Source organism: Streptomyces pyxinae (assembly GCF_024756275.1).
GTDB classification, from domain to species: domain Bacteria; phylum Actinomycetota; class Actinomycetes; order Streptomycetales; family Streptomycetaceae; genus Streptomyces; species Streptomyces pyxinae.
In genome coordinates this window covers 1-14,116 of sequence record NZ_JANUGQ010000004.1, presented here as the reverse complement: position 1 = coordinate 14,116, position 14,116 = coordinate 1, and the positions used below count along the sequence as shown (strand labels likewise).

The 14,116-nt window shown below is 73.7% G+C and carries 1 protein-coding gene; it reads left to right on the top strand.

Annotated elements, in window-relative coordinates; genetic code table 11:
• Nucleotides 1-14: 14 nt before the first annotated feature.
• Nucleotides 15-14,116: type I polyketide synthase (locus tag NX801_RS06555; RefSeq protein ID WP_258786132.1), on the top strand; the 14,102-nt coding region annotated here is incomplete at its 3' end.

The window sequence follows — 14,116 nt, the reverse complement described above, 5'->3', positions numbered from 1 at the left end:
CGAGGACGTAAAACATGTCGAACGACGACAAGCTCAGGGACTACCTCAAGCGCGTGATGGTGGACCTGCGCCAGACCCGCAGGCAGCTGGGTGAGCTGGAGGAGAAGGACACCGAGCCCATCGCCGTCGTCGGGATGGCCTGCCGCTACCCGGGCGGCGTCGGTTCGCCCGAGGACCTGTGGCGACTGGTCTCCTCGGGCGGCGACGCGGTGTCCGGATTTCCCGCCGACCGGGGGTGGGACCTGGACACGCTCTACGACCCCGAGCCCGGGCGCACCGGCCGGACGTATGTGCGCGAGGGCGGCTTCCTGGACGGTGCCGCCGACTTCGACCCGGGGTTCTTCGGGATATCCCCCCGCGAGGCCCTGGTCATGGACCCACAGCAGCGGCTGCTGCTCCAGACCTCCTGGGAAGCGTTCGAGCGCGCCGGCATCGACCCCACCACCGCACGCGGCACCCGGGCCGGAGTCTTCGTCGGCACCAACGGCCAGGACCACGCCTACCTCCAGCGACAGGGCGACAGCGACATCGAGGCCCATCTCGTCACCGCCAACACCGCCGCCGTGGTGTCCGGCCGCATCTCGTACGCCCTCGGCCTCGAAGGCCCGGCCGTCACCGTCGACACCGCGTGCTCGTCCTCGCTGGTGGCGCTCCACCTGGCCGCCCAGGCGCTGCGCCGGGGCGAGTGCTCGCTCGCCCTGGCGGGCGGGGTGACCGTGATGGCCACACCGAACACCTTCATCGCCTTCAGCGCCCAGCGCGGTCTCTCGCCCGACGGCCGCTGCCGCGCGTTCTCGTCCACCGCCGACGGCACCAGTATGTCCGAGGGTGTCGGAGTGCTCCTGCTGGAACGGCTGTCCGACGCCCGCCGCAACGGCCATGAGGTACTGGCCGTCATCCGGGGGAGCGCCGTCAACCAGGACGGCGCCTCCAATGGCCTCACCGCGCCGAACGGTCCCTCGCAGGTACGGGTGATCCAGCAGGCGCTGGAGAACGCCCGGCTCACCGCCTCCCAGGTGGACGCGGTGGAGGCGCACGGCACGGCCACCACCCTCGGCGACCCGATCGAGGCGGAGGCGCTGCTCGCCACCTACGGCCAGGAACACCCGGGCGACCGGCCGCTGTGGCTGGGCTCGATCAAGTCCAACATCGGTCACACCCAGGCGGCTTCCGGTGTCGCCGGTGTGATCAAGATGGTGATGGCCATCCGCAACGGTGTGCTGCCGCAGACGCTGCATGTGGACGAGCCGTCCCCCCAGGTCGACTGGTCGGCCGGTGGGGTCAGGCTGCTCACCGAGGCCGTCCCCTGGCCCGAATCGGACCGCCCCCGCCGTGCGGCCGTCTCGTCCTTCGGGGTCAGTGGCACCAACGCCCATACCATCATCGAGCAGGCCCCGGCCGTCGACGACGAGCCCGCCGGCCAGACCATCGACGGGGCCGACGGGATCGCTGCCGCCGGTGCGCTGCCCACGCTTCCGTGGGTGCTCTCGGCCAGGAACGAGGCGGCACTGCGGGCCCAGGCCGAGCGCCTGCTCTCCTTCCTGGCGGACGGCCCCGACCGGTCGCCGGCCGACATCGGCTTCTCCCTCGCCACCACACGTACCGCCTGGGACACCCGGGCGGCCGTCGTCGGTGAGAACCTGGCCGAACTCACCGAAGGAGTACGGGCACTGGCGTCGGGCACGCCGTCCGCTGCCGTGGTCTGCAACGCGTCCCGCACCGGGGAGAAGACCGGGTTCCTGTTCTCGGGACAGGGTGCGCAGCGGGTCGGTATGGGGCGGGAGTTGTATGACGCGTTCCCGGTGTTCGCGGAGGCGTACGACGAGGTGTGCGCGCGGCTGGACGCTCCGGTCGATGTCGACTCGGAGGAACTGCACCGGACGGGGTCGGCTCAGCCCGCTCTGTTCGCGGTTGAGGTGGCGTTGTTCCGGTTGTTGGAGTCGTGGGGTGTCCGGCCGGACTTCGTGGCGGGTCATTCGGTGGGGGAGGTCGCTGCCGCTCATGTGGCGGGGGTGTTGTCGCTGGAGGATGCGGCACGGTTGGTGTCGGCGCGGGCTCGGTTGATGCAGGCGTTGCCGGTGGGTGGGGCGATGGTGGCGGTGGAGGCGGCCGAGGAGGAGGTGGTGCCGCTGCTGACGGAGGGGGTCGGGGTGGCAGCGGTCAACGGCCCCCGGTCGGTGGTGGTTTCGGGGGCTGAGGACGCGGTGGCGGAGATCGCTGAGCTCTTCGCCCGGCAGGGTCGTAGGACCAGTCGTCTTCAGGTGAGCCATGCGTTTCATTCGCCGTTGATGGAGCCGATGTTGGCGGAGTTCGGCCGGGTGGTGGCCGGGCTGACGTACCACGAGCCCCGGATCCCGGTGGTGTCGAACCTCACGGGTGAGGTGGCGGAGTCGTACACCGCCGAGTACTGGGTGCGGCATGTCCGGGAGGCGGTGCGTTTCGCGGACGGGGTACGGACCCTCCACGAGCTGGGTGTGACGACGTTCGTGGAGGTCGGGCCCGGCGGGGTGCTCAGCGGTATGGCGCAGGGCTGTGTGGACGGTGTCGCCACCGTGCCGGTGCTGCGCGCCGACCGCCCCGAGACGCGGGCCGTCGCCACCGCGCTCGCGGAACTGCACGTCCAGGGCGTCTCCTTGGACTGGCGGGCACTCTTCCCCGGCGCGCGAAGGGTCGATCTGCCGACGTACGCCTTCCAGGAGCGGCGTTTCTGGCTGGACGCCCCCGAGGCCGGAGCGGCGGTCGTGGACGCGGTGGACGCCGACTTCTGGGCGAGCGTCGAGCGGGAGGACGCCCAGTCGCTCGCCGCCACTCTGGGGCTGAGCGCCGAGGAACTGGACGCCGTCGTACCCAAGTTGTCGGCTTGGCGGCGGCAGCGACGCGAACAGTCCGCGGTGGACGGCTGGCGCTACCAGCTGGCCTGGCAGCCGTTGAACGGGCTGCCCGCCGGCGACCTCGCCGGCGGCAACTGGCTGTTCGCCGCGCCCGAGGGCGACGCGTGGGCCGAGACGATCCGGGCGGCCCTCGCGGGACGCGGCGCGCGGCTGGTCCCGCTGGCGGTCGGCGCGGACGCCGGACGGGAGTCCTTCGCGGCCGAGCTGACCCGAGTCGTGGCGGAGAGCGACGGGCTCGGCCGGGTCGACGGAGTGCTGTCACTGCTGGCGCTCGACGAGGCCGCCTCGCCCGAACACCCCGCGCTCTCCCGGGGGCTCGCCGGAACCGTGGCGCTGGCCCAGGCGCTGGGCGACACGGGCATCGACGCGCCGCTGTGGTGCGTCACCCGGGGCGCGGCGGCCACCGGCCGCTCGGACGACGCTCCGCTCAGCGCGGTGCAGAACCAGGTCTGGGGCCTCGGCCGCGCCCTGGCCCTGGAGCACACCCGGCGCTGGGGCGGCCTGATCGACCTGCCGCTGACCATGGACGAGCGCGCCGCCGGCCGGCTCGCCGCCGTGCTGAGCCAGGGCACCGGCAGCGCGGAGGACCAGGTCGCCGTCCGGGCGTCCGGGGTGTTCACCGCCCGGCTCGCCCCTGCCCGCGGCGGCGCCGGCCGGCCCTGGTCGCCGCACGGCACCGTACTGATCACCGGCGGCACGGGGGCGCTGGGCGGTCATGTCGCCCGCTGGCTCGCCGGTGCAGGGGCCGAGCATCTGGTGCTCGCCGGCCGGCGCGGCCCGGACGCGCCCGGCGCGGCGGCCCTCAAGGTCGAACTGGAGGCGCTGGGAGCACGGGTCACCCTCGCCATGTGCGATGTGGCCGACCGCGACGCGGTGGCGGCGGTGCTCGCCGAGCACACCTTCACCTCCGTCTTCCACGCGGCGGGTACGGCACAGTTCGCCCCCTTCGACACGCTGACCCCGGCCGACTTCGCCCGGGCACTGGAGGCGAAGGCGGCCGGCGCGGCGCACCTGGATGAACTGCTCGGTGACCAGGAGCTGGACGCCTTCGTTCTCTTCTCCTCGATCGCCGGGGTGTGGGGCAGTGGTCACCAGACCGCCTACGCGGCCGGCAACGCCTTCCTCGACGGGCTCGCCACGCGGCGTCGGGCCAACGGGCTGACGGCCACCGCGATCGCCTGGGGCCCCTGGGCCGACGGCGGCATGGTCACCGACGCCGACGAGGAGCAACTGCGCCGCCGGGGCGTCGTCACCCTGCCCGCCGCCCGCGCCGTGACCGCGCTCCGGCGCGCCCTGGAGTGCGACGACCCCACGGTTGTGGTGGCCGACATCGACTGGGAGCGGTTCATCGGACCGTTCACCCTGGCCCGCCCGAGCGCCCTGCTGTCCGAGTTGCCCGAGGTGCGCGGCGCCACCGGCTCCGGGGACGCCGCACCGGCCGCCGCCGGGAACGCCGCGTCCCTGACGGCCCGGCTCGCCGGGCTGCCGGAGGCCGAGCGCGCCCAGACCCTGACCGACCTGGTACGCGCACAGGTCGCGGCCGTCCTGGGCCACTCCTCGCCCACCGAGATCGAGCCCGACCGGGCGTTCAAGGACCTCGGCTTCGACTCCCTGACCGCCGTCGAACTCCGCGACCGGATCAACACGGCGACCGGTCTCGCGTTGCCGCCCACCCTGGTCTTCGACCACCCCAACCCCTCAGCTCTCGCCCGTCTCCTGGGGACCGAGCTGCTCGGCACGGAGACCACCGCGCCACAGGGACCGCACCCGGTCGCCACCGACGACGAGCCCATCGCCATCGTGGCGATGAGCTGCCATCTCCCCGGCGGCGTCGACAGCCCCGAAGCCCTGTGGGACCTGGTGACCTCCGGCGGTGACGCCATCTCCGGGTTCCCGGTGGACCGTGGCTGGGACATCGAGGCGCTGTACGACCCCGATCCCGAGCGCCCCGGCACGACCTACGCCCGCGACGGCGGCTTCCTGTACGAGGCGGCCGACTTCGACGCCGGCTTCTTCGGGATCTCGCCGCGCGAGGCGCTGGCGATGGACCCGCAGCAGCGAGTGCTGCTGGAGGCGTCCTGGGAGGTATTCGAGCGGGCCGGGCTCACCCCCGCCCAGCTGCGCGGCAGCCGGACCGGTGTCTTCATCGGCATGGCCTACCAGGGCTACGGGGCGGAGGTGCGCCGGACGCCGGAGGGCGTCGAGGGACACCGGCTGGTCGGCGGCGCGTCCAGCGTCGTCTCCGGCCGGGTGGCCTACACCTTCGGTCTGGAGGGTCCGGCGGTCACGATCGACACGGCTTGTTCGTCGTCGTTGGTGGCGTTGCATCTGGCGGTGCAGTCGCTGCGCAGTGGTGAGTGCTCGATGGCGCTGGCCGGTGGTGTGACCGTGATGGCCAGTCCGAGTGTGTTTGTGGAGTTCAGCCGGCAGCGTGGGCTGTCGCCGGACGGCCGGTGCAAGGCGTTCGGCGCGGGTGCGGACGGTACCGGCTGGGCCGAGGGCGTAGGTGTGGTGCTGGTGGAGCGGCTCTCCGATGCCGTACGCCACGGGCATGAGGTTCTCGCGGTGGTGCGGGGCAGCGCGGTGAACCAGGACGGTGCGTCGAATGGTCTGACGGCGCCGAACGGTCCGGCTCAGCAGCGGGTGATCCGGGGGGCGTTGGCCTCGGCCGGGTTGGTGTCGGGTGATGTGGATGTGGTGGAGGCGCATGGCACGGGGACGACGCTGGGTGATCCGATCGAGGCCCAGGCGCTGATCGCGATCTATGGTCAGGGTCGTCCGGAGGGCCGGCCGCTCTGGCTGGGGTCGCTGAAGTCGAATATCGGTCACACTCAGGCGGCTGCCGGGGTGGCGGGTGTGATCAAGATGGTGATGGCGATGCGCCACGGCCTGTTGCCGCGCACGTTGCATGTCGAGGAGCCTTCGCCGCATGTGGACTGGTCGGCCGGTGAAGTCCGGCTGCTGACCGAGGCGATGGAGTGGCCGGAGACCGGCCGCCCCCGTCGCGCGGCGGTCTCCTCCTTCGGCGTCAGCGGCACCAACGCCCACACCATCATCGAGCAGGCACCGCCGGTGGCCGTCGAGAAGTCCCGGGAGGCTGCTGCCGACGGCCCTTTGCCCTGGGTGCTCTCCGGCAGGACCGAGGCGGCACTGCGCGCCCAAGCCGCCCGACTGGCCGACTGGCTCGACACGCGGGGCGGATGGACGGCTGCCGACATCGGTCGCTCCCTCGCCGCCCGGGAGACATTCGAGAACCGCGCGGTGCTGCTGGCGGAGGGCTCGGACGAGCTCCGGCAGGCGCTCTCCGCCCTTGCCGCAGGCGAACCGGCGGCCAATCTGACGCTGGGACGAGCTCGTTCCGGGGGCAAGGTCGGTTTCCTGTTCTCGGGACAGGGTGCGCAGCGGATCGGCATGGGGCGCGAGTTGTATGCGGCCTTCCCGGTGTTCGCGGAGGCGTACGACGAGGTGTGCGCGCGGCTGGACGTTCCGGTCGATGTGGACTCGGAGGAACTGCACCGGACGGGGTCGGCTCAGCCCGCTCTGTTCGCGGTCGAGGTGGCGTTGTTCCGGTTGTTGGAGTCGTGGGGTGTCCGGCCGGATTTTGTGGCGGGTCATTCGGTGGGGGAGGTCGCGGCCGCGCATGTGGCGGGGGTGTTGTCGCTGGAGGATGCGGCCACGCTGGTGTCGGCGCGGGCTGCGTTGATGCAGGCGTTGCCGAGTGGCGGGGCGATGGTGGCGGTGGAGGCGGCCGAGGAGGAGGTGGTGCCGCTGCTGATGGAGGGGGTCGGGGTGGCGGCGGTCAACGGTCCTCGGTCGGTGGTGGTTTCGGGTGCTGAGGAGGCCGTGGCGGAGATCGCTGAGCTCTTCGCCCGGCAGGGTCGTAGGACCAGTCGTCTCCAGGTGAGCCATGCGTTCCATTCGCCGTTGATGGAGCCGATGTTGGTGGAGTTCGGTCGGGTGGTGGCCGGGCTGACGTATCACGAGCCCCGTATTCCGGTGGTGTCGAACCTGACGGGTGCGCTGGCGGAGTCGTACACGCCGGAGTATTGGGTGCGGCATGTGCGGGAGGCGGTGCGTTTCGCGGACGGGGTACGGACCCTGCATGAGCTGGGGGTCACCACCTTCCTGGAGATCGGGCCCGGGGGCGTACTGAGCGCCCTGACGCAGGGGTGCCTGGGCGACGGCGGCGTGGTCACCGTCCCCGTACTGCGGGGGGACCGTCCCGAGCGGCGGGCTGTGGTCACCGCGCTCGCGGAGCTCCATGCGCACGGCGTCTCCCCGGACTGGCGGGCGCTGTTTCCCGGGGCACGACGGGTCGATCTGCCCACCTATGCCTTCCAGCGCGAGCGGTATTGGCTGGCGGGAGAGGAGGACAACGCCGCCGTCGCCGGCACTCCGGCGGACGCGGCCGACTCGGGGTTCTGGGACACCGTGGAGCGGGAGGACGTGGAGTCCCTCGCCGCGACCCTGGGCGTCGGCGCGGACACGTCGCTGAGCGCGCTGCTGCCCCGGCTGTCCGCATGGCGCCGCCGGCGCCGCGAGGAGTCCGTGGTCGACGGCTGGCGGTACCGCGTCACCTGGAAGCCGCTCGGAGTGCTCCCGGGGCCCGGTGCGTCCGGGACCTGGCTGCTCGTGGTGGCCGGGGAGAGCGAGTGGGCCGCCTCGGTCCGCGACGCGCTCGGCGGGCGCGGGCTGGAACTGGCGACGCTCGTCGCCGCGCCCGGTACCGACCAGGAAACGCTGGCCCGTGAACTGGTGGCCGTGGGCCCGGTGGCCGGTGTGCTGTCGCTGCTCGCGGAGGACGAGGACGCCTCGGCCGGTCACCCCGGCCTGTCGAGCGGCCTGGCCTCGACCCTCTGCCTGGTGCGGGCGCTCAGTGACGCTGGTGTGGAGGCGCCGCTGTGGTGCGCCACCCGCGGTGCGGTGTCCACCGGCCGTTCCGACCGGCTGAACCGGCCGCTCCAGGCGCAGATCTGGGGATTCGGCCGGGCGGCGGCACTGGAGTACCCACAGCGCTGGGGCGGTCTGCTCGACCTCCCCGAGGAGCTGGACGCCCGCACCGCGGCCCGGGTGGTCGCCGTCCTCGGCCGGACGGCCGCCGGCGGGGCGGCCGAGAACCGGGCGGCCAAGGACCGGGCAGTCGGCGCCGGGGCGGCCGAGAGCGGGGTGACCGAGGACCAGGTGGCGGTGCGCGCCTCGGGCGTGTTCGGACGGCGGCTCGTCCGGGCCACCCGCGCCACCGCACCCGGCCGGGAGTGGTCGCCGCGCGGCACGGTGCTGATCACCGGTGGTACGGGTGCGCTGGGCGGTCATGTGGCCCGCTGGCTGGCGGGCGCGGGTGCCGAGCACCTGGTACTCACCGGCCGGCGCGGCCCCGACGCGCCCGGCGCCGCCGAACTCGTCGCGGAGCTGGCGGAACTGGGCGCGACCGCGACCGTGGTGGCCTGTGACGCGGCCGACCGGGAGGCTCTCCGGGCGCTGCTGGCGGAACACCCCGTCAACGCCGTCGTGCATGCCGCCGGTGTCGGTGACCACACCATGATCGAGGACTCCGACCCGGCCGGCCTCGCCCGTACGGTGGCGGCGAAGGCGGCCGGCGCCACCTATCTGGATGAACTGCTGGGCGATCGGGAACTCGACGCGTTCGTCCTGTTCTCCTCCGGTGCGGGCATCTGGGGCGGCGCCGGACAGAGCGCCTACGCGGCGGCCAACGCCTATCTGGACGCCCTCGCCGAGCACCGGAGGGGGCGAGGACGTACCGCGCTCGCCGTCTCCTGGGGCGGCTGGGCCGAGGGCGGCATGGCCGGGGTCGGGGACGGCGAGGAGATGCTGCGCCGCCGGGGCCTGCCGCCCATGCGGCCCGCCCTCGCGGTCTCCGCGCTCCAGCAGGCGCTTGCCGACGACGAGACCACCCTGACCGTCGCGGACTTCGACTGGGAGCGGTTCATCGGCCCGTTCACCGTCGGCCGCCCCAGCGCCCTGCTCTCCGAGGTGCCCGAGGCGCGCCGCGCCCTGGACGCCCCGGCCCCCGGTGGCACCGGGGCCGGCGAGTCGCTCGCCGCGAAACTGGCCGGGCTCCCGGCCGGTGAGCAGGACCGGGCGCTGGTGGACCTCGTCCGTACGCACGCCGCCGCCGTGCTCGGCCACGACGGCGCGACGGCGGTGGAGGCCGGCCGGGCCTTCAACGACCTCGGCTTCGACTCGCTCACCGCCGTCGATCTGCGCAACAAGCTCACGGCCGAGACCGGTCTGAGGCTGCCCACCACCCTGGTGTTCGACTGTCCGAACGCCACGGCCCTGGCCCGTTACCTCCGCGCCGAACTGCTCGGTTCACCGCCTGCCGCACCGCAGGAACGGAGCCCGGCCGCCGCCACCGACGACCAGGACCCCATCGCGATCGTGGCCATGAGCTGCCGCCTCCCCGGTGGCGTCGGCTCGCCCGAGGAACTGTGGCGGCTGGTGATGACCGGCGGCGACGCCATCGGGGGCTTCCCCGAGGACCGGGGCTGGGACATCGAGAACCTGTACGACCCCGACCCGGGCACCCCCGGCAGGACCTACGCCCGCGACGGCGGCTTCCTCTACGACGCCGGCGACTTCGACGCCGCGCTGTTCGGGATCTCGCCCCGCGAGGCGCTGGCGATGGACCCGCAGCAGCGGCTGCTCCTTGAGGCGTCCTGGGAGGCGTTCGAGCGGGCCGGCATCGACCCGGCCTCCCTGCAGGGCAGCCGCACCGGCGTCTTCGTCGGTATGTCCTACCAGGGGTACGGCGCCGGCCTCCCGCAGGTCCCGGAAGGTGTCGAGGGCCATCTGCTCACCGGCAGCGCCGCGAGCGTCGTCTCCGGGCGCGTGGCCTACTCGTTCGGTCTGGAGGGCCCGGCCGTCACCGTGGACACGGCCTGCTCGTCGTCGCTGGTCGCCCTGCATCTGGCCATCCAGTCGCTGCGCAGCGGTGAGTCCACGATGGCCGTCGCGGGCGGTGTGAACGTCATGGCCGTGCCGGCCGCGTTCGTGGAGTTCAGCCGGCAGCGTGGGCTGTCGCCGGACGGCCGGTGCAAGGCGTTCGGCGCGGGTGCGGACGGTACCGGCTGGGCCGAGGGCGTGGGCGTGGTGCTGGTGGAGCGGCTCTCCGACGCCGTACGCCATGGTCATGAGGTGCTGGCGGTGGTGCGCGGCAGCGCGGTCAACCAGGACGGCGCCTCCAATGGTCTCACCGCCCCCAACGGCCCCGCTCAGCAGCGGGTGATCCGCCAGGCCCTGGCCTCCGCCGGGCTGACCGAGGGCGAGATCGACGCGGTGGAGGCGCACGGCACCGGTACCACACTGGGTGATCCGATCGAGGCGCAGGCGCTGATCGCCACCTACGGCCGGGAGCGGCCGGCGGAACGACCCCTGTGGCTGGGCTCGTTGAAGTCCAACATCGGCCATGCCCAGGCGGCCTCCGGTGTCGCCGGGGTGATCAAGATGGTGATGGCGATGCGCCACGGCGTGCTGCCGCGCACGCTGCACGCGGCGGAGCCTTCGCCGCATGTGGACTGGTCGGCCGGTGAAGTCCGGCTGCTGACCGAGGCGATGGAGTGGCCGGAGACCGGCCACCCGCGCCGGGCGGCGGTCTCCTCCTTCGGGGTGAGCGGCACCAATGCCCACACCATCATCGAGCAGGCCCCGGCCCTCGAACTGCCCGCCGTCACCCCGGCCGAGACCGCCCCGGCGACCGTGCCCTGGGTGCTCTCCGGCACCTCCGAGGCCGCGCTGCGGGCCCAGGCCGAGCGCCTGCTGTCCCTGGTCGGGGAAGGCACCGGGGTCCCGGAAAGCCCCGGAGCCGCGGCAGGCGCCGAAGTCCCGGAAGGTGCTGGTGCCACCGGGGCCTCGGGTACGGCCGAGGAGAACGGGCCGTCCCTCGCCGATGTGGGTCTCTCGCTGGCCACCGGCCGGGCCGCGCTGGAGCATCGCGCCGCCGTGACCGGTGCCGACCGGGACCGGATGGCCGAGGGTCTGCGAGCCCTGGCCGCGGGGGCGCCCGCCCCCGGAGTCGTACGCGGCCGTGCCGGCTCCGGTCAGGTCGGGTTCCTCTTCTCGGGGCAGGGCTCGCAGCGACCCGGCATGGGACGTGAGCTGTACGAGGCCTTTCCGGCCTTCGCGGAGGCGTACGACCAGGTGTGCGCCCATCTCGACCGGCACCTGGACCGGCCGCTGCGGGAGGTGGCCTTCGACCCGGACGGCGATGAGCTGCACCGTACCGCCTTCACCCAACCCGCCCTGTTCGCCCACGAGATCGCCGTCCACCGCCTGCTGGAGTCGTGGGGTGTCCGGCCGGATTACCTCGGTGGTCATTCGGTGGGGGAGGTCGCTGCCGCTCATGTGGCGGGGGTGTTGTCGCTGGAGGACGCGGCCGCGCTGGTGTCGGCGCGTGCTCGGTTGATGGAGGCGCTGCCGGGTGGTGGGGCGATGGTGGCGGTGGAGGCGACGGAGGAGGAGGTGCTGTCGGCGCTCACCGAGGGGGTGAGTGTCGCGGCGGTCAACGGGCCTTCTGCGGTGGTGATTTCCGGTGACGAGGATGCCGTGCTGGCCGTCGCGGGTGGGTTCGCCGCGCTGGGCCGGAAGACTCCCCGGCTGAAGGTGAGCCACGCGTTTCATTCGTCGTTGATGGAGCCGATGCTGGCGGAGTTCGCCCGGGTGGCCGAGGGGTTGCGTTTCGGGCGGCCCGGGATTCCGGTCGTCTCCAATGTGACCGGTCGGCTCATCGAGGAGTACACCGCCGGCTACTGGGTGCGGCATGTGCGGGAGGCGGTGCGCTTCGCCGACGGGGTACGGACCCTGAATGAGCTGGGCGTGACCAGTTTCGTGGAGGTCGGCCCCGGCGGAGTGCTGAGCGCCCTGGCGCAGGGCTGCCTGGACGGCGCGGTCACCGTGCCCGTCGCGCGGACCGGCATGCCCGAGCCCGAGGCGATCACCAACGCCGTCGCGCGGCTCCATATGCACGGCGTGCCGGTCGACTGGGCCGCCTTCTTCGCCGGCCGGGGCGCCCGCCGTACGAAGCTGCCCACCTACGCCTTCCAGCACCGGCGGTACTGGCTGGAGACCACCACGCCCACCGCCGCCGTCGCGGGGGCCGACCCGGCGGAGGCGGACTTCTGGGAGACGGTGGAGCGCGAGGACGCCCAGTCCCTCGCCACCGCCCTCGACCTGCCCGCCGAACACCTGGACGCGGTACTGCCCCGGCTGTCCGCCTGGCGGCGGCAGCGGCGCCGGGAGACCCTGGCGGACAGCTGGTCCTACCGCACGGGCTGGAAGCCGCTGAGCGGCCTCCGGGCGGGTGAACTGCCCGGTGACTGGCTGTTCCTCACTCCGGGGGACGCCGAGGGCGGCGAGGTGACCAGGACAGGTGAGGGTGCCGGGCACGCCTCGGACGCCTCGGACACGGTGGACGCCCCGGGTGCCGAGTGGGCCGCCGCCGTCGCGGCCGGGCTCACCGCCCGTGGGGCCCGGCTGATCCGGGTGGCCGTCGACCCGGCGGCCGACCGCGACGCGCTGCTGCGGCAGCTCCGGGACGCCGTCGGAGAGAGCCCGGTCCGGGGTGTGATCTCGCTGCTCGGCACCGATGAGCGACCCCACCCCGGGCACCCGGCCCTCTCCGTCGGTACCGCCCTGTCCCTGGCGCTGGTCCAGGCCCTGGGCGACGCCGGTGTCGACGCCCCGTTGTGGGTGCTGACCAGGTCGGCGGTGTCCACCGGTCGCTCGGACGCGGTGCCGGGCGCCGTCCAGCACGCGGTCTGGGGGCTGGGCCGGGTGGTGGCGCTGGAGCATGCGCGGCGCTGGGGCGGTCTGGTGGACCTCCCGGACCTGATCGACGACCGGATAACGGGCCGCCTCGCCGCGGTCCTCGGGCAGCGGACGGCGGACGGTCGGGCGCAGGACGGGCCGACAGCGGGTGGATCGGCACCGGGCGGATCGACAGCGGGTGGATCGGCTGCGGGCCGGCCGGCCGAGGATCAGGTGGCGATCCGGGCCCGGGGCGTGTTCGCCCGCAGGCTGTCCCATGCCGCCACTCGCCCCGACGCCGGTACCGGGCACGGCTGGTCGCCGCGTGGCACGGTGCTGGTCACCGGTGGTACGGGTGCGCTGGGGGGTCATGTGGCCCGCTGGCTGGCGGGTGCGGGTGCCGGGCATCTGGTGCTTGCCGGTCGGCGGGGTCCTGAGGCGCCCGGTGCGGCGGCTCTCACGGCCGAGCTGGAGGCGTTGGGGGTCCGGGTGACGGTGGTGGCGTGTGATGTGGCCGACCGTGAGGCGCTGGCGGCGCTGCTGGCCGAGCATCCGGTGAACGCCGTCGTCCACACGGCAGGGGTCGACCACCTGGAGCCGCTGGACGCCATGACACCGGGCTCCTTCGCGGAGGTGCTGTCCGCCAAGGCGGCCGGTGCCCTGCACCTCGACGCGCTCCTCGCCGGCCAGGAGCTGGACGCCTTTGTGCTGTTCTCCTCCATCGCCGGTGTGTGGGGCAGCGGCCATCAGGCCGCCTACGCGGCGGCCAACGCTCTGCTCGACGGGCTCGCCGAACGACGGCGGGCCCAGGGCCTGCCCGCGACCGCCGTGGCCTGGGGGCCCTGGGCCGGCGGGGGCATGGCCGAGAGCGAAGGCGCGGACGCACGACTGCGCCGCCGGGGTCTGGTCCCGATGCCCGCCGAGCTCGCCGTGGCCGCCCTGCGGCAGGCGCTGGACTCGGGCGAGGCGACCGTGACCGTGGCCGATGTCGACTGGGAGCGCTTCCTGCCCCCGTTCACCCTGAGCCGTCCCAGTGCGCTGCTCGGTGACCTTCCGGAGGCCGGGCCGGTCCCGAGCGGGGTCGGCCCAGCCTCCGATGAGCCCGGCCCGGCCGCCGCCTCGCCGCTGGCCGCTCGCCTCGCGAGGCTGCCGGAGACCGAGCAGCACACCCTGCTGGTCGACCTGGTGCGCACCCACGCGGCGGCCGTGCTCGGCCATGGCGGGGCCGCCGAGGTGGAGTCCGATCGAGCCTTCAAGGATCTGGGCTTCGACTCCCTGACCGCGGTGGAGCTGCGCAACCGGCTCCATGCCGAGACCGGGCTCGCCCTGTCTCCCACCCTGGTCTTCGACCACCCCAACGCCGAGGCGCTGGCGCGGCAGTTGCACACCGGGATCACCGGCCGTGCCGTCACCGCCGCACCGGAGGCGGCCGTCGCACCCGCCGAGGACGACGACCCCGTGGT